At 55.9% G+C, this 20,102-nt stretch carries 18 protein-coding genes and 1 tRNA gene; 6 read left to right on the top strand and 13 right to left on the bottom strand.

Annotated elements, in window-relative coordinates:
- The first annotated feature begins 8 nt into the window (after nt 1-8).
- Entirely contained in the window at nt 9-893 is an 885-nt protein-coding gene (locus tag ACXADZ_RS01780; protein ID WP_475192280.1) for a DMT family transporter, read from the top strand.
- On the opposite strand, the gene uvrC is transcribed toward ACXADZ_RS01780, so the two are convergent.
- The 7 genes from uvrC to ACXADZ_RS01745 all read right to left on the bottom strand — a co-directional run bounded on the left by uvrC (nt 890) and on the right by ACXADZ_RS01745 (nt 7,573).
- Nucleotides 890-2,752 carry an excinuclease ABC subunit UvrC gene (gene uvrC / locus ACXADZ_RS01775; RefSeq protein WP_171183799.1) on the bottom strand — a complete coding sequence of 621 codons (1,863 nt, stop codon included), beginning with the start codon at nt 2,750-2,752 and terminating at the stop codon, nt 890-892. The two genes, ACXADZ_RS01780 and uvrC, sit on opposite strands and share 4 nt — an antisense overlap.
- 290 nt (nt 2,753-3,042) lie before the next feature.
- Nucleotides 3,043-3,822 (bottom strand): SDR family oxidoreductase, encoded by a 780-nt coding sequence (locus ACXADZ_RS01770; RefSeq protein ID WP_475192278.1) that lies wholly within the window; start codon nt 3,820-3,822, stop codon nt 3,043-3,045.
- Between the two features lie 21 nt (nt 3,823-3,843).
- The gene (locus ACXADZ_RS01765; protein ID WP_171184234.1) at nt 3,844-4,803 is read right to left on the bottom strand and encodes a calcium/sodium antiporter; all 960 of its coding nucleotides are present in this window, start codon (nt 4,801-4,803) and stop codon (nt 3,844-3,846) included.
- Entirely contained in the window at nt 4,803-4,994 is a 192-nt protein-coding gene (locus ACXADZ_RS01760; protein WP_253284744.1) for a hypothetical protein, read from the bottom strand. Before ACXADZ_RS01760 ends, ACXADZ_RS01765 begins: the two co-directional genes overlap by 1 nt.
- Complete coding sequence (locus ACXADZ_RS01755; protein ID WP_171093863.1) at nt 4,975-5,772, bottom strand: S49 family peptidase; 798 nt, start codon at nt 5,770-5,772, stop codon at nt 4,975-4,977. The genes ACXADZ_RS01760 and ACXADZ_RS01755 overlap by 20 nt, the downstream gene beginning before the upstream one ends.
- A 113-nt stretch (nt 5,773-5,885) precedes the next feature.
- A complete protein-coding gene (locus ACXADZ_RS01750; protein ID WP_171093865.1) occupies nt 5,886-6,647 on the bottom strand; it encodes an ABC transporter permease in 762 nt (253 codons plus the stop codon).
- Nucleotides 6,644-7,573 (bottom strand): ABC transporter ATP-binding protein, encoded by a 930-nt coding sequence (locus ACXADZ_RS01745; protein ID WP_475192275.1) that lies wholly within the window; start codon nt 7,571-7,573, stop codon nt 6,644-6,646. Before ACXADZ_RS01745 ends, ACXADZ_RS01750 begins: the two co-directional genes overlap by 4 nt.
- Nucleotides 7,574-7,742: 169 nt before the next feature.
- Here ACXADZ_RS01745 and ACXADZ_RS01740 point away from each other — a divergent pair, with 169 nt between their 5' ends.
- Entirely contained in the window at nt 7,743-8,831 is a 1,089-nt protein-coding gene (locus ACXADZ_RS01740) for a CaiB/BaiF CoA transferase family protein (RefSeq protein WP_475192274.1), read from the top strand.
- A gap of 81 nt (nt 8,832-8,912) precedes the next feature.
- Here the strand turns inward: ACXADZ_RS01740 and hemE are convergent, their stop codons facing one another.
- Complete coding sequence (hemE, locus tag ACXADZ_RS01735) at nt 8,913-9,947, bottom strand: uroporphyrinogen decarboxylase (RefSeq protein ID WP_475192272.1); 1,035 nt, start codon at nt 9,945-9,947, stop codon at nt 8,913-8,915.
- A gap of 106 nt (nt 9,948-10,053) precedes the next feature.
- Here hemE and hemC point away from each other — a divergent pair, with 106 nt between their 5' ends.
- Nucleotides 10,054-11,019, top strand: a complete 966-nt coding sequence (gene hemC / locus ACXADZ_RS01730) for a hydroxymethylbilane synthase (protein ID WP_475192271.1) — start codon at nt 10,054-10,056, stop codon at nt 11,017-11,019.
- 218 nt (nt 11,020-11,237) lie between these two features.
- On the opposite strand, the gene ACXADZ_RS01725 is transcribed toward hemC, so the two are convergent.
- Genes ACXADZ_RS01725 through ACXADZ_RS01705 form a run of 5 tightly spaced genes read right to left on the bottom strand, consistent with a single transcriptional unit; the run spans nt 11,238 to nt 16,413 of the window.
- The gene (locus ACXADZ_RS01725; protein WP_475192269.1) at nt 11,238-12,509 is read right to left on the bottom strand and encodes an aspartate aminotransferase family protein; all 1,272 of its coding nucleotides are present in this window, start codon (nt 12,507-12,509) and stop codon (nt 11,238-11,240) included.
- A gap of 1 nt (nt 12,510) precedes the next feature.
- Nucleotides 12,511-13,656: a mandelate racemase/muconate lactonizing enzyme family protein gene (locus ACXADZ_RS01720; RefSeq protein ID WP_475192268.1), complete on the bottom strand. Its 1,146-nt coding sequence runs from the start codon at nt 13,654-13,656 to the stop codon at nt 12,511-12,513.
- Nucleotides 13,653-14,759: a mandelate racemase/muconate lactonizing enzyme family protein gene (locus ACXADZ_RS01715; protein WP_475192267.1), complete on the bottom strand. Its 1,107-nt coding sequence runs from the start codon at nt 14,757-14,759 to the stop codon at nt 13,653-13,655. The genes ACXADZ_RS01720 and ACXADZ_RS01715 overlap by 4 nt, the downstream gene beginning before the upstream one ends.
- On the bottom strand, nt 14,756-15,334 hold the full coding sequence (locus tag ACXADZ_RS01710) for a dimethylsulfonioproprionate lyase family protein (protein ID WP_475192265.1): 579 nt from the start codon (nt 15,332-15,334) through the stop codon (nt 14,756-14,758). Before ACXADZ_RS01710 ends, ACXADZ_RS01715 begins: the two co-directional genes overlap by 4 nt.
- On the bottom strand, nt 15,331-16,413 hold the full coding sequence (locus tag ACXADZ_RS01705) for an alcohol dehydrogenase family protein (RefSeq protein WP_475192264.1): 1,083 nt from the start codon (nt 16,411-16,413) through the stop codon (nt 15,331-15,333). Before ACXADZ_RS01705 ends, ACXADZ_RS01710 begins: the two co-directional genes overlap by 4 nt.
- A gap of 292 nt (nt 16,414-16,705) precedes the next feature.
- Between ACXADZ_RS01705 and ACXADZ_RS01700 the strand changes: the two genes are divergently transcribed.
- The 3 genes from ACXADZ_RS01700 to ACXADZ_RS01690 all read left to right on the top strand — a co-directional run bounded on the left by ACXADZ_RS01700 (nt 16,706) and on the right by ACXADZ_RS01690 (nt 19,339).
- Nucleotides 16,706-17,602, top strand: coding sequence for a MurR/RpiR family transcriptional regulator (locus tag ACXADZ_RS01700; protein WP_475192262.1), 897 nt, complete (start codon nt 16,706-16,708; stop codon nt 17,600-17,602).
- 252 nt (nt 17,603-17,854) lie between these two features.
- A tRNA-Ser gene (locus ACXADZ_RS01695) sits at nt 17,855-17,944 on the top strand.
- 339 nt (nt 17,945-18,283) lie between these two features.
- Nucleotides 18,284-19,339, top strand: a complete 1,056-nt coding sequence (locus tag ACXADZ_RS01690) for a DUF262 domain-containing protein (RefSeq protein ID WP_475192261.1) — start codon at nt 18,284-18,286, stop codon at nt 19,337-19,339.
- Nucleotides 19,340-20,102 lie beyond the last annotated feature (763 nt).

Here is a 20,102-nt window from a genome sequence, read left to right as displayed (position 1 = left end):
AGAAACAGATGACAGCGCATATTCAAACCGACGCCCGGTCGAACATGATCGGCAGCCTTTGGATGATCGCCGCGATGGCGGGCTTCGCGCTTGAGGACGCTTTGCTGAAAGCAGCCTCGGCCGTGCTTCCGATCTGGCAGGTGCTGGTGCTGTTTGGCGCGGGCGGCTCGGTGATCTTTGCGGCGGTGGCATTGGCCCGGGGGCAAAACTTGCTGCATCCCGATGTCTTGTCCCGCCCGATGAAAGTTCGGGTGCTGTTCGAGGTCTTTGGTCGGTTGTTCTATGTTCTGGCGATCGCGTTGACCCCTTTGTCTTCGGCCACGGTGATCCTGCAAGCCACGCCACTGGTCGTGGTTGCGGGTGCTGCGATGTTCTTCGGGGAATCCGTCGGCTGGCGGCGGTGGAGCGCCATTTTCGTCGGTATGATCGGGGTTGTCGTGATCCTGCAACCCACCGGCGACAGCTTTTCACTGCTGTCGATATTGGCCGTCCTGGGGATGCTGGGATTTGCCGGGCGCGATCTGGCCAGCCGCGCAGCACCTGCCACATTGGGAACCGAGGTCTTGGGGTTCTACGGATTTCTCAGCATCATCGTTGCTGGGCTCGCCTATCGGTTTTGGGAAGGCGTGCCGATGGTTTCGCTTGATCTGCATACCGGCCTGCATCTGACCGGAGCGGTGCTGATGGGCGTTCTGGCTTATTCGTCTCTGATGAAGGCCATGCGCACGGGCGAAGTGTCCGCTGTGACTCCGTTCCGCTATACCCGCCTTTTGTTCGGCATCGGCTTGGGCGTGGTCATGTTCGGCGAAAGCCTCGATCCAACCATGTGGATCGGCAGCGCGCTCATTGTTGCTTCGGGGCTGTACATCCTGTGGCGTGGACGACGCGCCTAGCCCTTGTCGTGGAAGAAATCGTAAACCTTCTGCGCCAGCCCGGCCGAGATCCCCTCGACCGCTTTCAGATCGGCAAGATTGGCCCTGCTGACCGCCTTGGCGCTGCCGAAATGCGTCAACAAGGCACGTTTGCGCGCGGCCCCTACACCGGGAATTTCGTCCAACGGCGTGGCCCCGACGGCCTTTGCCCGTTTCGCGCGATGGGTACCGATGGCGAACCGATGCGCCTCATCCCTTAAACGTTGAATGAAATACAGCACCGGGTCGTTACGCTTCAGGGCAAAGGGGCGCTGACCGGTCCTATGGAATTCTTCCTTGCCGTGATCGCGGTCGACCCCTTTGGCAACGCCAACCATGGGAATGTCTTCAACCCCATGGGCCTGCATGATTTCGTGTACGGCGCTCACCTGCCCTGCACCGCCATCAATCAGCAGCAGGTCGGGCCAGAGCCCTTTGTCCCGATCCGGATCTTCCTTTTGCAACCGGGTGAAGCGACGGTTCAGCACCTCTTTCATCATGCCGAAATCATCGCCAGGTGTCAGGTCATCGCCTCGAATGTTGAACTTGCGATACGCGTTCTTCATGAAGCCCTCAGGCCCTGCCACGATCATGCCGCCTACGGCGTTGGTGCCCTGAATGTGCGAGTTGTCGTAAACCTCGATCCGTTCAGGCGGCGCATCCAGATCAAACGCTTCGGCCACCCCGCGCAGCAGTTTGGCCTGCGTCGCGCTTTCGGACATGCGACGAGCCAATGACTCGCGCGCATTTCGCAGGGCTCCTGCCACCAGTTCCTGCTTCTCACCGCGTTGCGGCACCAGGATTTCCACCTTGCGGCCTGCTTTCTCGGTCAGGGCCTCCTGCATCAGATCGGCGTTTTCAATGCCGTCCGACAGGATCAATTGCCGGGGCGGTTCCTTGTTGTCGTAGAACTGGCCAAGGAACGCCTCCATCACCTCAGCGGGCGAAACATCGGGGCCGACCCGCGGATAGAAATCCTTGTTGCCCCAGTTCTGGTTGGCACGGATGAAGAACACCTGCACACAAGCCTGACCGCTATCCATGTACAGGCCGATCACATCTGCCTCGGCCACGCCGCGCGGGTTGATGCCTTGGGACGTCTGTACTTGCGTCAGCGCCCGGATGCGATCCCGTAGACCGGCGGCGCGTTCGAACTCCATCGCCTCGGACGCAGCCATCATCTGCTCGGCCAGATCCTCCTGCACTTTGGTGGACCGGCCAGACAGGAAACGTTCAGCGTCCTTGACGCTTTCGCGGTATGCCTCTTCCGAGATCAAACCGACACATGGCCCTGAACAGCGTTTGATCTGATAGAGCAGACAAGGCCGCGTTCGACTGTCAAACATGGAATCCGAGCAGTTGCGCAGCAGGAACGCCTTTTGCAATTGGTTCAGTGTCCGATTCACCGCACCGGCACTGGCGAACGGGCCGAAATAGGCACCTTTCTCTTTCTTCGCCCCGCGATGCTTTTTGATCTGCGGAAAGGCATGGCTTTTTGAGACCAGAATATTGGGGAAACTTTTATCGTCGCGCAAAAGCACGTTGTACTTCGGCTTTAGCTGCTTGATCAGGTTCTGCTCCAGCAGCAGCGCCTCGGTCTCGGTCCGAGTGGTCAGAAACATCATCGAGGCGGTCGAAGCGATCATCTTTTCGATCCGGCCGGAATGCCCCGGGCGTGTGTAATTCGACACCCGCGCCTTCAGGTTGCGTGCCTTGCCCACATAGAGAACCCGACTATCCGCATCCAGCATCCGATATACACCGGGCGAACTGTCCAGCGTTTTCACATAACGCTGAATACAGGCGTAACCGGTCTGAGAGGAGTCGCTGTGGGTGGTCATGGGCTTTTGATATGATTCTCTTGGACTGGCTGCAATCTCAGGCCTCTCAAATCAAGAGGAAACAAATCCACGACTTCTGTGGATAAGTGTGAAGATAAGTTTCTGCTGGATCGGAAATCCCCTTGTTTCATTGCCTCTTCCTTGATTTGCACAAAAAATGGGCAATAAATTAACGCTTTGATTATAAACGATATTTTTTCAATCACTTAGCAAGTGTATGAAAAAAAAGACATTTTTGTAACGCGCAGGTAACACAAATGAGAGCAGTGCAAAACTTACAGGGAAATTGCTTATTCTACGCCGAGCACGTCGGGTGTTTTCCAACCCAGATGCTGCCCCCCATCAACGCATAGAAGTTGCCCAGTGACCGCGTGCGCGTCCAGAAAATACCCCAGCGCTGCGGTTATGTCCGACGGGTTGGAACCCCGCTCAAGCACTGTGTTCGATCGCTGTGCCTGAAAATGCTGTTCGCTTTGACGATGCCCCTGAACCGTCGGACCCGGACCAATCGCGTTGACCCGAATGTCAGGTGACAGGGCCTGAGCAGCCGTTCGGGTCAGGGCCCATAACCCCATTTTCGCGATGGTGTAGGACATGAATTCGGGCGTCAGCTTTCGGACCCGCATATCGACCATGTTGACGATCAAGCCCGCGGCCAAAGGCTCGTTGTTTTCGTCCATGCCAGCGGCTAGTCCCTGTTCAGACATAGCCTGCGTCAGTACGAATGGCGCGCGTAGATTGCTCTCGAGATGGCGGTCCCAGCTTTGGCGGGTTGCAGTATGGATATTGTCGTATTCAAAGATCGAAGCGTTGTTCACCAGACAAGTGATCGGTCCACCCAGCGCCTCAGCCGCTTTGGGCAACAACGCCTGAACCTGAACTTCGTCCAGCAGATCGGCCTGCAATGCCACCGCGTGCCGCCCAAGGGCCTGCACCTTTTCTACCGTTTCCTGCGCCGGCTGTTCTGATGTGGCGTAATGCACCGCCACATCGTAACCACGACCCGCCAGATACAGCGCCATGGCCCGGCCCAGACGAATACCGGCACCGGTCACTAAAGCTCGGGTCATGCTTCACCTCGTTTTGTCAGATCACACCAGCAATACGGTGACATAAAGCACATAAAGGAAAGTCAACACCAACCCCCAGATGCGCGAGATATCTTGTTTGAAGAACACAAACGGGATCAGCAGCAGCGATGCGCCCAGCATGACCCAAAGGTCGAATTGCAGGAACTCGGGATCAACCGGGATACGACCAAACCAGGTTGCAATCCCGATGATGGCAAGCAGGTTGAACATGTTCGAACCGATCACGTTACCCAGCGCAACGTCGGCCTGTCTGCGCAACGCGGCCATAACTGTTGTCGCCAATTCAGGCAAAGACGTTCCAACTGCAATCAACGTCAAACCAATGACCGTTTCGCTGACACCATAGTTACGTGCGATGACCGTTGCATTATCCACCAACAGATGCGCGCCCATCGGCAGACCAATCAGCCCGAGGATCAAGAAAACAGATACCTTCCAATACGGCATGTCAGGATCTGCTTCTTCCAGCCCCTCAAGCTCTTCATCCACACAGGCCTCACCGCAGGCTTTGCGATGGGCTTTTGCCTCTCGAAAGGCGTTCATAAGAACAAGACCCAAAGCCGCCAACAAGATCAGGCCGCTGAAGAAAGTAAACGTTCCCAAAAATGCCAAACCAATGAACAGAACCGTCGCCATCAGCATGAAGACATAGTTCCTGCGGCTGTTGCACTCACTGGTGTGTAAAGTCGCCAGCAGCGCGGGAAGGCCCAGAACCAGCAGGATATTCGCCGTGTTTGATCCGACTACGTTGCCCAGCGCGATGCCAGGCGCGTCCTCTTCCAAAGCGCTGATTGCAATCAAAAGCTCCGGCGCGGATGTCCCAAAAGCTACAATCGTCAGGCTGACAATCAGCGCCGGAACGCCAAGGCGCAGGCTCAGGTTTACGGCACCACGCACAAGGGCGTCGCCTGCCAGCAACAGAATCAACAAGCCCAGACCGGACAACAGCCATGTGGTAATCAAGTCCGGCCTCCCTTTTCGCAGGCGCAGGGGCCTTTGCCGATACGATACCGACCGCAGCGCGGACATTTCGCCGAACTCAATTTCTTTTGCCCGGGAAAGCGAAGCTTACCGAACATTGCCAATACGCCCATGGCAATCAGGAAAAGGGTGACGGCCTTGATGATCACGTTACAAACCGAAACGCGCATAGGCTGCACGCTCCTCTAATCCGGCGATGGCATCCTGTGCCAGGCTGGCCCCAAAGCGCGTCCAGATCGGTTTGCGGACACCATAACGACGGAACTTGACCTTGTCGCCAAAGCGTTCCTGCATCTTGGGTTTGAGATGAGCGATGCCATCAATCAGGCCCAATTCCTGCGCGCGGCGCGCCAGCCAAACCTCACCAGTGAACAGATCAGCACTGCTATCCAGCTTGTCACCGCGGCGCGCTTTGACATGGTCAATGAAGTTTTCATGGATGTCCCCCAACAAACCTTGCAGGCGGGCCACATCCTCTTTCTTTTCTGGTGCAAACGGATCCAGCATGGATTTCGATTGGCCTGCCGTGTGCACGCGCCGCTCGAACCCTTGCCGTGCCAGAAAGACATGCGCGCCAAACCCGGCCGAAATCACTCCGATCGAGCCCAGAACCGAACTGTCATCTGCCCAGATCTCGTCCGCGGCGGCGGCCAGCCAGTACCCGCCCGAGGCAGCAACATCCTCGACAAAGGCAATCACGGGCACGTCCAGCTCTTCCGACAAACGCCGGATCCGGGCACCGATCAGTGAACTTTGCACAGGGGACCCGCCCGGAGAATTGAGCTCAATCGCCACGGCGGCGGGTTTTCCCTTGCGAAACGCTTTTTCCAGAACCGGGGCCAGGGTTGTATCGTTCAACGCCCCACGCCCCGCCATTCCAATGGCGCCGGACAGGCGGACAACGGCCACGCAGGGGTGCTTTTTGACAAACGGCAGGCTGAGTTTCATGGGTGCCGATGTAGAGTGCCCCCAACCCGTAAACAAGGGACTCATCCGGCCTTAAACGCGACGTGAACCAAATTCCCACACTCAGTGGGCAAAAATGCAACGCCCAAGAACAGTCAGCTGCGTATGCGCCAACCGGTTTTGAAAATCCAGCCAATGACCGCCAGACAAACACCTGTAAAAGCCAGAATGGCCAGCAGACTAAAGACAATCGGCACATCGGCCAGCCCGTAAAAAGACCAACGGAACCCCGAAATCAGATAAACGACCGGATTGAACAATGTGATGGTCTGCCACACCGGTGGCAGCATCGAGATCGAATAAAACGTTCCCCCCAGAAATATCAGGGGCGTCACAACAAGCTGAGGCACCAACGACATCTGTTCGAAATTGCTGGCCCAGATTCCAATGATGAAGCCCAATAAAGAAAAACTGAGACAGGACAGGATCAGGAACGCAGCCATGGCAAAGGGATGTTCAATCCGAATATCCACAAAAAAGGTAGCGGTTGCCAATATCACCAAACCCACAAACAGCGCTTTGGTGGCTGCGGCACCTACATATCCGATCACGATCTCGATGAAATTGACCGGCGCGGACAGAAGCTCGTAGATGGTGCCCAGAAACTTTGGGAAATATATCCCGAAAGACGCGTTCGAAATCGACAGCATCACCACCGACAGCATGATCAGCCCCGGCACGATAAACGCACCATATGAGACGCCTTCAACCTCTTGAATGCGACTGCCGATGGCTGTGCCAAAGACCACGAAGTACAACGACGTGGACAGAACCGGCGAGAAAAAGCTTTGCGCGAGAGTGCGGAAGAACCGGGTCATTTCGAACCGGTAGATGGCAGCAATTGCAGTCCAGTTCATGCCATTTCTCCGGATACAAGATTGACGAATATCTCTTCCAGACTCGATTGCCGTGTTTGCACGTCCCGCAGGATCAACCCGGCTTGTGACACGTCATTCAGCAGTGTCGTGATACCCGTGCGGTCCGCGTGGGTGTCATAGGTGTAAATCAAGACATCCCCCGCGCCATTCAGCGTCAAATTATGCAGCGCAAGACTGTCAGGAATCTGCGCGATTGGCTCTGTCAGCATGACCTCAATCTGCTTTTTGCCCATTTGCGCCATCAGCGCGTCCTTGTCCTGCACCAACAGCAGCTCACCCTTGTCGATGACCCCGACACGATCTGCGATGGCTTCGGCCTCTTCGATGTAGTGGGTGGTCAGAATGATGGTGACCCCGTCCTGTTTTAGCTCGGCCACGATTTCCCACATGTCTTTACGCAGTTCGACATCCACACCGGCAGTGGGTTCATCCAGAAACAGAACGCGGGGTTCATGGGCCAGTGCCTTCGCAATAAGGACACGACGTTTCATACCGCCAGACAACTCCTTGATCGCGTTGTCGCGCTTGTCCCAGAGGGATAGTTTCCGCAGAATATCTTCGATCCGCGCGTTGTTTTTGCCAAGCCCGAACAGCCCCCGCGACAGGCGCACCGTGTTCCAGACCTTCTCAAACGGTTCCAGCGCAATTTCCTGCGGCACAAGCCCGATCATCCTGCGCGCAGCGCGGTAATCGGCCTGAATATCATGCCCTCCCACCGTGACCTCGCCGGAACTCGGGGTGGTGATCCCGCAGATGGTCGAGATCAAGGTTGTCTTTCCGGCACCGTTTGGCCCCAGCAGAGCAAGAATCTCACCCTCTTCAATGTCCAAAGACACTCCTTTCAGCGCCTCAAACCCATCGGCGTAAGACTTGCGCAGATCTCTGATGGACAAAATTGTCGTCATATCCGTTCCCCGTTCTGGCGTGGACCCTATCGCGCCAAACCTGGGTATAACAGGTCAATTCAACATCGTTTGATACACATCTGCCTTACAGGCGACGATCTGCGCCATCAAACATCCGCCTTGCAATCCGCAGCCGGCTCGCAAACTCTGCCCGAAACGGAGGGTGCAGATGCTAAAAGGAATTCGTGTCGTCGAAATTGAGGGGCTGGGTCCCGGCCCGTTTGCCGCCATGCAATTGGCCGATTTGGGTGCTGATGTGATAACCATTCATCGCAAAAGCGGTGCCGTCACACCCGGAATGCCAGAACGCTCACTTCTGGATCGCGGAAAGCGGTCCATCGCGCTTGACCTGAAAGACCCCGATGACCTGGAAACCGCCCTGTGTCTGATCGGCACCGCAGATGCCTTGATCGAAGGCTTCCGCCCCGGCGTGATGGAAAAACTGGGCCTTGGCCCCGACGCTTGCCTGACCCGCAACCCAAAACTGGTCTATGGTCGTATGACCGGCTGGGGTCAGGATGGCCCGCTGTCTGACACTGCCGGGCATGATCTCAACTATATCGCCCTGTCCGGCGCGCTCTGGTATGCCTCTCAACCCAGCCAACCCCCGCAGACACCCGCAACTCTGGTGGGCGATATTGGCGGTGGTTCCATGTATCTGGTCGCAGGTGTTCTGGCCGGTCTGATCCATGCGCAACGCACTGGTGAAGGCACAGTTGTCGATGCCGCAATCTACGACGGTTCAGCCAATATGATGAACCTTCTGATGACCATGCGCCAAACAGGCAATCTGTCCGACAGGCGCGGCGAAAGCCTGCTGGACGGCCCACACTGGAGCCGAACTTACACCTGCGCCGATGGTGGCTTCATCACCGTCCAATGCCTTGAACCCAAGTTTTACGCCCAGTTCTTGCAGATCCTGGGTCTCGCTCAAGATACCGCATTCCAGAACCAATATGATCGCACACTCTGGCCTGATCTGACCCAACGCCTTGCCGATATTTTCGCCAGTCAACCCCGCGACCATTGGGAAGCCTTATTCCGTGGCACGGATGCCTGTGTCGCCCCTGTGCTCAGCCCGCAAGAGGCGCTGGACCACCCTATGAACACTCTCCGCAACAGCTGGCAAGACGTCGACGGTACCCTGCAATCCGCAGCCGCGCCGCGATTTTCTAATCACCAATGGAACCCCAGCCCCAGCCCCGCACGCGGAGAGCACACAAAGGAAATCCTCGCCGAGCTCAATGCTCAGCGCTGATCCGCTCTTCATCTGGCCAAGAATACCTGGGGGGATGAATTGGCCGCAGGCCAAGAAGGGGGCTGGCCCCCTTTCGCTGGTTTACCGCCCACGCACCGTGTCGATCATCAGCTGCACGTTCTCAGGATCCGCATCTGGCGTGATCCCGTGGCCCAGGTTGAAGATATGTGGCCCCTTCGAGAACGCTTCAACAATGCGCCGCGTTTCATCCACCAACGCCTGCCCGCCCGTCACCATGTGGGACGAGGCCAGATTGCCCTGCACACAGCCATCAGCCTGCACATGCTCGGCCGCCCATTCCGGCGACACCGAATTGTCCAGCGCAACACAGTCCACACCGGTTGCTTTGGCAAACCCGATATACCCATCGCCCGCCTCACGCGGGAATCCAATGACCGGAATGCCTGGATGGCGTTTCTTAATGGCCTGAGTAATCACCCGGCACGGTTCGACCGCGTATTTCTGGAACGCCTCGCCTTTCAATGACCCCGCCCAACTGTCAAAGATCTTGACCACCTCGGCCCCGGCTTCGATTTGCGCGGACAGGTACTCGATCGTTGCGGCGGTGATGCGATCCAACAAAGCCTCAAACAGCGCGGTGTTCCCTTCCCGCAACGCGTGCGCGGGACCCTGATCTGGCGTGCCGCGCCCCGCGATCATGTAGGTGGCCACCGTCCACGGCGCTCCAGCAAACCCGATCAAAGTGGTTTCCGACGGTAATTCCTGTGACAGAATGCGCACCGTTTCATAAACCGGTGACAGTGTTTCATGAATCGCGTCAACCGGCTTCAACACCTCAAACTCGGATTGCTGCGTGATCGTCGACAGGCGAGGGCCTTCACCGGTCACAAACCACAGATCCGCGCCCAGCGCCTGCGGTACCAACAGGATATCAGCAAACAGGATCGCGGCATCAAACCCATATCGCCGGATCGGTTGCAATGTGACTTCGGCGGCCAGCTCAGGGTTATAGCACAAGGACAGGAAATCACCGGCCTGCGCGCGGGTGGCGCGATATTCGGGCAAATACCGACCCGCCTGGCGCATCATCCAGATCGGCGGCACGTCCTGAACCTCACCCGCCAGAGCCCGCAGCAGTTTCTTTGTCTCGGCCATTTTTGCCCCCAGTCATCCGGTTTTCGCAACGGGTCGTCCTTCGGCGGCAATTTGTCAAGCGCGGCCCCCATTGTCAGGGCAATGTGACGCGACTAAAGCTGTGAGCATGACTGTGAATTTGCCCACACCCGCATCGCCCCTCAGAATCGGCACCCGTGGTTCTCCGCTTGCGCTGGCGCAGGCCCATGAAACACGCCAACGCCTGAGTGATGCCTTCGACCTGCCCGAAGACGCATTCGAGATCGTTGTGATCAAAACCACGGGCGACAATCGCGCCATGATCGATGCCGATCGACCGTTGAAAGAGATCGGCAACAAGGGCCTGTTCACTAAAGAAATCGAAGAAGCGATGCTGCGCGCCGAAATCGACATCGCCGTGCATTCGACCAAAGACATGCCAGTCGCACAGCCCGACGGTTTGGTGCTGGATACATTCCTGCCACGTGAAGACGTAAGGGATGCATTTATCTCACCGCGCCTGGGTTCCATCCACGATCTGCCTGAGGGGGCCGTTGTCGGCACCTCCTCGCTGCGCCGTCGGGCACAATTGCTGAGTCGCCGCCCTGATCTGAAGGTGGTCGAATTTCGCGGAAACGTGCAGACGCGGCTGAAAAAGCTGGAAGATGGCGTGGCAGATTGCACCTTTTTGGCGATGGCCGGTATTCGCCGCTTGGGTATGGATGATGTCCCGGCCAGCGCCATTTCCCCTGACGATATGCTGCCCGCCATCGCGCAAGGCACCATCGGCATTGAACGGCGCAGCGACGACATGCGCGCAGCAGAAATGCTTGAGGCGATACATCACGCGGAAACCGGCCAACGGCTGGCGGCCGAACGTACGTTGCTGGATGCGCTGGACGGGTCATGCGAAACACCGATCGCGGGTCTGGCCGAGCTGGATGGCGGCACTCTCAGGTTGCGAGGCGAGGTTCTGCGACCAGATGGAACTGAAACCGCCAACCGGGATATGACAGCCCCAATAGAAGACGGTCCGGAAATGGCCCGCGCGATGGCCGCCGAACTGCTTGCGCAAGCAGGCCCGGATTTATTCGATTGGAAAAAATCAAAATAAATTCGCCTAATGTGAACTGGTTCACTGTAGAAGGTGATTTAATCAGGCATTAAGGTGACATACCAACCAGGAAGTCGGGTCAGTCTCGAAAGTATCGAAAAGTTTTCAGATTGCGGTGATTTAATCAGTATTCGAGGGGGCGAGGCTGTCCCCCGACTTCCAAAGGTGACGGGTCGCAGTTTTAACCAACGGCGACCCGTTTTTCATACAAACAACACTCAGGAAATCGCAGCAACCGCGTGACGCACGGCCTCTCGGGTCTGGTTCAGATCGACGTCGGTCACCGCAAGAGACGGGTACAGCTTGCCCGGGGCTTTGAATATCCCATGCGACCTTAAAGCCGCATTATATGATGTGTTGCGCGCAGGGTCATCATGACTGGCGCTGCGGTAGTCCCTGCATTCGGCCTTGGTAAAATAGATGTCGAACAACGTGTCGTCACCGCAAATCCGATGCGGAATACCCGCTTCGTTCAGCGCCTCGGTCTGCATATCTTGCAGCTGTCGGCCGATGCTGCGCAGACGGTCATAAGCCCCGTCTCGACGCAGAATCTCCATTGTCTTCAAACCTGCAGCTGCAGCGATAGGATTGCCTGACAAAGTTCCCAATTGCATCAACCAGCCGTCTTCACCGACTTTCGATTTGTCAAAATGCTTCATAATCTCAGCGCTGGCGCCCAAAGCGGCCAGAGGAAACCCGCCACCCGTGATCTTTCCCAACGTGCAAATATCCGGGGTCACGCCATAGCGCTCCTGCGCCCCGCCATAGGCAAGGCGAAACCCGGTGACGATCTCATCAAAGATCAGCAAGACATCGTGTTTGTCACACAAATCCCTCAGCCCTTGCAGGTACCCGGGCAAGGGCGGAATGATCCGCTGCAACGGCTCGACCATAATCGCCGCCACATCGTCATGTTCATCCAACAAGGCCGCGACAGCATCAAGATCATTGAACGGCGCGATCAGCATCTGTTCGGCAACGCTGTTTGGGATCCCGGCACTGTCGGGCACGGCCTGAGGGAAATTGACCCGACGGCTGGGCGCCAGACTCATCTGCGCTTCGGCGCTCATCCCATGGTACCCGCCCTCAAACTTGAGGATCTTGTTTCGACCCGAATAGGCCCGTGCCAGCCGAATGGCATACATGTCAGCTTCGCCACCTGACGCAACAAACCGCACCTGTTCACAGCAGGGAACGGCTTGGACAATGGCTTCGGCCAGTTCGATTCCCTTGCTGTTGTTGGCAAAGAAGGTCATGCCTTGCGGAAGCTGTTCCAGCACGGCCTCCATCACCTCGGGGTGGCCATGCCCCAGCAGCATAGGGCCGGACCCGATCAGGTAGTCGACATATTCGTTGCCGTCTTCGTCCCAGACACGACTGCCTTCGCCCCGGGCGATGACGATGCCCGGGTCGAAATTGCCGAACCCGCCCGCTGGCAATACCGCCCTTGCACGGTCGATCCATTCGGATTGAGTGTTGATCTTCAACATGTCACGTGATCTCCGTCATCTCAGAACGTTGGTGCGAGTCCCATTTGTACACGGCTTCAGGATCTCCCAGCGCGTCTTCATCAGGCTGCACACCCAGCCCCGGAGTTTCAGGCAAGTGCAGGTGACCGTCAATATTGCGCGGCCCACGCCCGCCCGCAATGTCGACGGTGATCATGTCCTGACAAGCCCATACCGCATGGCAATTGTCATCCGGGATCGTGGCCGCCAAATGCAGTGCTTCGGTATCGGCCAGAACCGTGCCGCCGGTTGCCATTACAAACATGTCGATACCATGGGCCAATGCGATGTCCCGCATCCGTGCGGCCTTGGTCAAACCACCGACGCGGTTAAGTTTGATCCCGAAAATCTCGGCAATACCCTCGCGGGCAATCCGGGCGGCATCCTGCAAAGTCACCAGAGTTTCATCTACGGACACCGGTGAAGCATGCAACCCCGAGATCGCAGCAATATCATCCAACGTCTCACCCGGCTGTTCGAACATAACGTTCAGGTCTTCGCAGGCGCTCATCACCCGCAGGGCCTCTTGCCGCGTCCAACCGCGATTCACGTCATACAGGACAATCTCGCCCGATCGCCGAATGCTCTCTACATCGCGGACACGCGCAATATCGCGTTCCACGTTGCCGCCGATCTTTACTGAATGCGCAATGTAACCGCGGCTGCGATAGCGCTCCATCACCTCTCGGGTTTCTTCGACAGTCTTTGCTCCTACCGACGAAGCAATCGGGCGCGGTGTGCGCGACCCGCCCCCCATCAGATCAGCAATGGGCAGGCCCGCCGACTGACCGGCAATGTCCCAACAGGCCATGTCGATCGGGCTTTTGGCGTAAAGATGCCCGGGCAAGGCCAGATCCATCGCCCGTTCCACATCCAAAACCTTGCGCGGATCGAGACCCAGAATGAACGGGGCCATCGTCTGGATACCGGCGCGAATGCCTGGTCCGTGGGCAGGAACATAGGTGTGCCCCCATGGGGTACCCTCACCCCAGCCTACCAGTCCGGCGTCGGTTTCGATCTTCACAATTGTCGCATCGAGGGTTTCGAACTTCAGCCGCCCGCCAGACAGCCAATAGGGATGCTCTAACGGCAGGTCCACCTGATAGACGGTAATGGACTTGATCTTCATAGTGTGTACTCCGCTATAGGCGCGCCGAGGCTTTCAAAATCAGGGGCAACGCCCAGTCCGGGCGTGTCCGATGCAAAGAGCTTGCCATCCTTTGCCGTTGGTCCACCGATGCCGGTTGATCTGGTGTTGTAGTTCATCAGATCCGTTGTGTTCTGCAGGTATTCAGGTGGTGTCGAGGCCGCGAAATGTGCCACCACTGACGTTGTGATCTCGCCGCCCCAGGTATCTTCGCTGACCACCGGGATACGGTTGTCGACCAGATAGTCCCGCACGCGCCGCGCTTTGCTGATGCCACCCAAGTTCGAAATCTTCAGACAGCAGATCTCGGCCCCACGATCCGCAACGATCCGCTGCGCCATGTGGATGCCTGTTACACATTCATCCAATTTCATCGGTTGTTCGGCCACGCGGCGCACCTGTTGGCATTCCTCGTAGGTACGACAGGGTTGTTCGAGGATGAAATCCAGATCGCGTGTCGCCCGCGCCACTCGGATCGCATTGTCAACGCGCCATCCTTGATTGGCATCGGCCATCGCCTTTTCACCCGATTGCAACAGAGGGACCGTAGTGCGGATCCGATCAATATCGGTGGCCCAGTCGCCTCCGACCTTGACCTGAAACTGGCGGTAGCCCTGATCGCGATAGACATTCATTTCTGCCACGGTCTCATCCACCGCCTTTTGCGGCGCGACCCGGTACATCGGCGCACCGTCCGTCAGCTTGCCGCCCAGCAGCATCCAAACCGGCTGATCACACGCCTGACCCAGAATATCCCAGCACGCCGCATCGAATGGGGCTTTGGCATAGCCGTGGCCTTGCACAAGATGATCCATCAACTGTTCGATCCGCGCCACCTGTCGGGGATCCTCACCCAGCAGCTTCGGCGCAATAAGCCGCGCCAATGCCGGGACGCCTTCGGAATGGGCGATCATGTAGTTTTCCCCGCAGGGAGAGAACTCGCCACACCCTTGCAAGCCCGCGTCTGTATCGATGACCACGACCGATGCAATGGCCGTTTCGATAGCGTTCCCTGCACCCCAGACATAGGCACCACCGACGTACGGCAACCCGGTCTGAAAAACCCGAATTCGTGTGATTTTCATTTGGCATCCATTCTTGGTAAGTCGCCCATCCCATCACCACGCCACAACACAAAGGTCAGGATCGGTTGATCGGTCGTGATCATGGCATGGCTTTGCCAACTGGAATGCAGCCGTGTCTGGTTGGGGCCAACAAAAGTCTCATCCCCTTCGACCTTGAACAGGGCACCACCCGCCAGCGTCAAATAGATCTCTTCTGCCTGATGGCTGTGCCACTCATAGTTCAGACCAGCCCCCCAATACCCGATGTAGCCGCGCAATTGCGCCGAGTGGAAATGGCCGGTCGGACCAAACAGCTCATAATAGCCGTATCGGTTGAGAAAATCCGTCCCAACCTCTTCCTCGGTGTAGGTCTGTTTCCAATGGGCCAGATGGGTGGTTGCCTTGACGGCGTCGATGAGCGGTTGAGTCAGTTCACTCCCCCGCAGACCGAAACCCTGCACCAGATCTGCGGCTGGGATGTGAACTGGTTCTGTCACTGCGGCAGACAGATCAGATGGCCAAGCGCCAAAGGCGGACAGCTCAGGGTGTGCCTGATGTAGCTGCCGCGCCGCCTCCAAAACGTCTTCAAGCGTCATGGTATCACCACGATATTACCGGTGTGCTCTTTGGCAATGAACGCGGCTTGCGCCTCACGCAATTCTTCCAAAGGGTATGTGGCGGCCAAGGCGGGTTTGATTTCCCCTGCTTCAATGTAGCCGACAAGGTTTCGCATCACCTTTGGGTCAATCACTGTCGAGCCCGTAAAGGTCAGATCCCGCAGATAGAAAGTGCGCAGATCAAACTCGACCATTGGTCCGGCGATCGCGCCAGAACAGGTATAGCGACCGCCGCGTTCCAGAATGTCGATAAGGTTCGGCCAGTACGACCCACCAACCACATCCGCGACCACTGTGATCTTTTCGTCACCCAATGCATCACGCAGATTCTCTGGCCCGCGCGGTAAAATGACATCCGGGCCAAATCTGGCGACATCTGCGTGTTTGGCCTCGGATGCCATCGCGATGACACGCGCGCCACGCCGTTTTGCCAACTGGACAAGGGCACCGCCAACGCCGCCCGATGCTCCGGGCACAAGAACCGTGTCCCGGTCCGTTACGTTGGCGCGGGTCAGCATGCCTTCGGCCGTGGAATAGGAACATGAGAAGGTGGCCAGTTCAGCGTCCGACAGATCTGACGTGATCGGCACGGCATTGACCGCAAGCGTCGTCGCGTATTCCGCGAACCCGCCATCTCGTTCTGACCCATAATAGCCGGTTTTGTCCATGTTTTCGGGATCGTTTGGATCGCGTAGCCAGCCATCGGTTATGACACGCTCACCTATGCGCCGGGGGTCGACACCTTCACCCACAGCCACGATGTGCCCACAAATGTCAGCCCCCTGAATCCGAGGGAAGGTGATCGGATTGCCGCCCCAGGTAGGGTCGTCTTCTCCAACCTCTTCAAACGCACCGCCGGTCGTTGCGTCGGTCACGGTCTTTGAATACCAGCCTGAGCGCGTGTTGACGTCGGTATTGTTCAGCCCACAGGCCGCGACCTTAATCAACACTTCCCCAATCTGTGCTTCGGGGCGCGGCCAGTTGTCGTGTAGAACCATCTGTTCCAGGCCACCGTGGCCCATTGTCACCATAGCTTTCATTGTTTCAGGCAAGCTCATTGAGCGGTCTCCACTGTTGCGTCAGTGCGGGGCGTATGTGTCGGTGCAATGCCCCCAATCAGAAACGTCCTGCCAGCGAGCGCAATGCGCTGTTCGTCGGCTGGCGCGGTGGTTTTTTCGCAAGCACAGTTGCACCTGTGCGCAATACGCTTCACGTTCATGGCAAATTAGTCATTGTCAGCGATCACCGCATCCGAGAGTGATGGCAATTCGTTCGCGGACATGATCGTTCCTTATCGCGAGTCGCGTTTCTGCTCGACACGCTAATTTCACATTTGTACCATCGTCAACCATGAATGACACAAACGTATCCCAAGCTGTCCTGAACCGCCTGACTGACGAGTGGGACGCCCTCACACCCGAAGCGCAAAAAGCCGCACGGTATGTTTTGGAAAACCCAACGGATGTTGGGGTTTCGACCGTGCGCGAAATTGCCGAGGCCGCAAAGGTTAAGCCCAACACCTTTGTACGCATGGCCCGGCAAGTTGGCTTTGACGGGTATGACGATTTCCGCGAACCGTTTCGCGACGCGATCCGCAAGGGTCAAATCTCGTTCCCGGACCGCGCCCGTTGGCTGCAAGACATCGGTAAGTCCGGAGAGCTGGGTACGCTTTACGCCGACATGATTGGTGGAGCGATACGAAACATCGAAGAAACCTTTGCAGGTATTGACGCTGAGCGGTTGAAATCGGCTGCAGAAGATATCTGGAATTGTCGGCAGATTTTCACTTTGGGCGTGGGCGTCAACAACTCAAACGCGCGCAATTTCACTTACCTGGCCTCCACAGGAATGAAGCAGTTCCATGCCATTCCACGCCCCGGATCCACGCCGGTCGATGATCTGGCATGGGCTGACGAACAGGATGTGTTGATCGCAATCACATGTCACCCTTACCGCACCGAAGTGATCGAGGCGATCAAACTGGCACGCCAACAGGGCCTGACAGTTGTGGGGATATCGGACAGCCCGGCCAGCCCTGTCATCCTGAACGCCCATCACGGATTCGTTGTATCTGCAGATACGCCCCAATTTTTCCCATCGTCCGTTTCAACCATAGCATTGCTTGAAACCCTGCTGTCCTTTGTGATCGCCGTTTCCAGCGACGAGATCGTCGAACGGGTCGAGCGGTTCCACCGCCGCCGCCATCAACTTGGCATCTACGCGGCTGAACCCGAATGGCCCCGTTGAACCGGTTCAGTTGAAAGAAATTGTGAACCGCTGGTTTCGCGAGTCTCAGGTTGCACGGCCATGTCTTGGGGGCGAATTTAAGCGCGCCTTGGCTATGTTGGGTTTCGAACCAACGTGCCAAGTGCACCGAAATGCACTGTTCGCCACGTGAATCCAAGCAATTTCAAGGATTTCCGGAAAATTCAATAAAACTGTCAAACCGTCGACAAATGGCCTTGTATTTCCAGCGTTTGCAAGGATATACCCGTCGGCGGAGACGTGGCCGAGTGGTCGAAGGCGCTCCCCTGCTAAGGGAGTAAACCAGGAATGGTTTCGAGGGTTCGAATCCCTTCGTCTCCGCCATAAAGCTTTGTTTTATATTGCAAATTTTTTTGCGCTGCGGCGCAGAATAGACTTCCTCAACTTGGTTCGTATTGGTCCATTTTTACATTGATTCAAAACGAAACTTTTCAAGCGACAAAAAATTTTGACACAAAACTTACACAGAATCAGGCTGATTGCCCTTTGAGTAAAGAAATTTTCAGTAACGCCCTCGCACCTGCAGAAAAAGAGAGTGATTTTGCTCAGCACGGTAAGATACAAGAGCTTAAATTCTAATCCAAAATTCCAGGTAAGTTGAGATTGACGGCTTCCAGTAACCTCATAACAGGCCTATGATCTCGAAAAACTTAGGATATTCGTATGGCAAGCGTCCCACAGACCTACACAATTTCCGACTTTATCGAATGGCACGGAAAGAAGCAGCTTGTGCTCGATCCCGACTTTCAGCGCGGCTCTGTATGGTCTCCGGCTGCGAAGGTTTTCCTGATTGATACGATACTCAACGACCTACCACTGCCTCAGATCTACTTCCGCACAAAGGTAGACCCGGTGCAGCAGACGACGGTTCGCGAAGTCGTAGATGGCCAACAACGTTTGAGAGCAATTCTTGAATTTGCATCAGGTAGGTTACGGCTGACTTCGAAAGCGCCTAACTTTAAGGGAAAGACTTACGAAACACTAGAAATAGAGCAGAAGGAACAATTTCTTTCTTACAAAGTTCCTGTGGTCCAACTCCTGAACGCCTCAGATGCAGATGTTTTGGAAGTCTTTGCACGTCTAAACTCGTACAGCGTAAAAGTTACGCCAGCTGAACTTCGCCATGCCGAATACTCTGAGCCCGTAAAGTGGGCGATTTACGATACTACACGACGTTGGTCTACGTTGTGGGACAAGTACAGGGTCGTAAGCGTTCGAGACAGCGTGAGGTTAAAAAACACGTCCGTAGTGGCCGAACTCTTCATGATAGTTGAAAACGGAATCAGCGACGGCGGCGAGCCTTCAATTACAAAATACTATAGACAACGAAAGAAAGTGAAAGAAGAACACTTCGGGCCGATTTGTCAGATTATCGATGAAATAGTCTCGGAGATTGTCGACGTACTTGGTGAAGACTTCGCAGACACAACTTTCTTCGACGCTCCAAACTTCATTGCGCTGTTTGCAGCGTGTTCGTTCCTCAAAGGACAGTCCCCTGAAACTACCGCTACAGAAGACGTAAGTGCGTTCCGAGGAACCGGAATAGACTGGCAAGCGGCAAAGACTAATCTTGCGCAGATTGCTCAAGCTTTTGACGAAGAAGATGACGAAGGTGGCATGTATCATCGATTTGTTTCTGCAACTCGAAGCACAACCCATCGCGTCTCGAGCCGAAGGCCGCGCGTCTCAATTCTGGTCGAAGCAATACGTCAAAAATGAAAATAAGTAGGCGATTAAACCGCTTCCACAATTCGCTTGATAGGATCGAAAACCACCTCAAACGTGTAGAAACGTGTCCTGCACCAAAAGAGGAAGACATCTTGATAGTGGAAAGGTGTTTAATTCAACTGCAGATAGAATGGGAAAACTTTGTCAGGAACTTCATTCTGGATAGTGCCACCGGGAAGTACCATGACACCAGTGGTCCGATAGTTAGTAGTCTGTCGAATGCACCAAAGTCTCGAGAACAAGCCGGTCACCTCTTAGTTAGCCTGTACCCAAACCGACAGTTTGAGCCCGACTGGTACCTCCCGGCCCAAGCGATTGATGCAGCTCAGCGGCTTAGAGTTTCAAATGCCCCGAATATCGCCTTGCAATTGGGGGTTACGCCATGGGATTTAGAGGGTTTGAGACTTCTGCGAAACTTTCTTTCCCACAAGTCAAAGAGATCGGCTTTGAGTTTGAAGAATTGTAGTAGCTGGCTTGCTACCAGTCGAAGAATCTCGAGTCTTGATTTCGCTTTTCAAAGCAGTCGCGCCGGCAATGCTAATTTTGAGATGTGGGTAATGTCTATGAAGTATATTTCAAGACAATTGGCGGCGTGAACTTTGGCCGATGAGTTTTAACGACGCCCAAACCTCACTCTGAAAAATTCTCTATCCCCACCTAAATAGGCTGGCAGTTCTAGCCACTAGATATACTCGAAAAAGCCCCACTCAACCTTGCGTTACCCTTTTTAACGTGCATTGGCGCCCGGGTGTGT

It is taken from the genome of Ruegeria sp. ABM4_193 (assembly GCF_056158705.1).
The sequence above is the reverse complement of the archived record's forward strand: the minus strand, read 5'-3'. Positions and strand labels throughout refer to the sequence as shown.

What these genes read in the sequence shown, in the direction of transcription:
- ACXADZ_RS01780 (WP_475192280.1), top strand. Translation starts at nt 9, where the DNA reads ATGACAGCGCATATTCAAACCGACGCCCGGTCGAACATGATCGGCAGC.
- uvrC (WP_171183799.1), bottom strand. Translation starts at nt 2,752, where the DNA reads ATGACCACCCACAGCGACTCCTCTCAGACCGGTTACGCCTGTATTCAG.
- ACXADZ_RS01770 (WP_475192278.1), bottom strand. Translation starts at nt 3,822, where the DNA reads ATGACCCGAGCTTTAGTGACCGGTGCCGGTATTCGTCTGGGCCGGGCC.
- ACXADZ_RS01760 (WP_253284744.1), bottom strand. Translation starts at nt 4,994, where the DNA reads ATGCGCGTTTCGGTTTGTAACGTGATCATCAAGGCCGTCACCCTTTTC.
- ACXADZ_RS01755 (WP_171093863.1), bottom strand. Translation starts at nt 5,772, where the DNA reads ATGAAACTCAGCCTGCCGTTTGTCAAAAAGCACCCCTGCGTGGCCGTT.
- ACXADZ_RS01750 (WP_171093865.1), bottom strand. Translation starts at nt 6,647, where the DNA reads ATGAACTGGACTGCAATTGCTGCCATCTACCGGTTCGAAATGACCCGG.
- ACXADZ_RS01745 (WP_475192275.1), bottom strand. Translation starts at nt 7,573, where the DNA reads ATGACGACAATTTTGTCCATCAGAGATCTGCGCAAGTCTTACGCCGAT.
- ACXADZ_RS01740 (WP_475192274.1), top strand. Translation starts at nt 7,743, where the DNA reads ATGCTAAAAGGAATTCGTGTCGTCGAAATTGAGGGGCTGGGTCCCGGC.
- hemE (WP_475192272.1), bottom strand. Translation starts at nt 9,947, where the DNA reads ATGGCCGAGACAAAGAAACTGCTGCGGGCTCTGGCGGGTGAGGTTCAG.
- hemC (WP_475192271.1), top strand. Translation starts at nt 10,054, where the DNA reads ATGACTGTGAATTTGCCCACACCCGCATCGCCCCTCAGAATCGGCACC.
- ACXADZ_RS01725 (WP_475192269.1), bottom strand. Translation starts at nt 12,509, where the DNA reads ATGTTGAAGATCAACACTCAATCCGAATGGATCGACCGTGCAAGGGCG.
- ACXADZ_RS01720 (WP_475192268.1), bottom strand. Translation starts at nt 13,656, where the DNA reads ATGAAGATCAAGTCCATTACCGTCTATCAGGTGGACCTGCCGTTAGAG.
- ACXADZ_RS01715 (WP_475192267.1), bottom strand. Translation starts at nt 14,759, where the DNA reads ATGAAAATCACACGAATTCGGGTTTTTCAGACCGGGTTGCCGTACGTC.
- ACXADZ_RS01710 (WP_475192265.1), bottom strand. Translation starts at nt 15,334, where the DNA reads ATGACGCTTGAAGACGTTTTGGAGGCGGCGCGGCAGCTACATCAGGCA.
- ACXADZ_RS01705 (WP_475192264.1), bottom strand. Translation starts at nt 16,413, where the DNA reads ATGAGCTTGCCTGAAACAATGAAAGCTATGGTGACAATGGGCCACGGT.
- ACXADZ_RS01700 (WP_475192262.1), top strand. Translation starts at nt 16,706, where the DNA reads ATGAATGACACAAACGTATCCCAAGCTGTCCTGAACCGCCTGACTGAC.
- ACXADZ_RS01690 (WP_475192261.1), top strand. Translation starts at nt 18,284, where the DNA reads ATGGCAAGCGTCCCACAGACCTACACAATTTCCGACTTTATCGAATGG.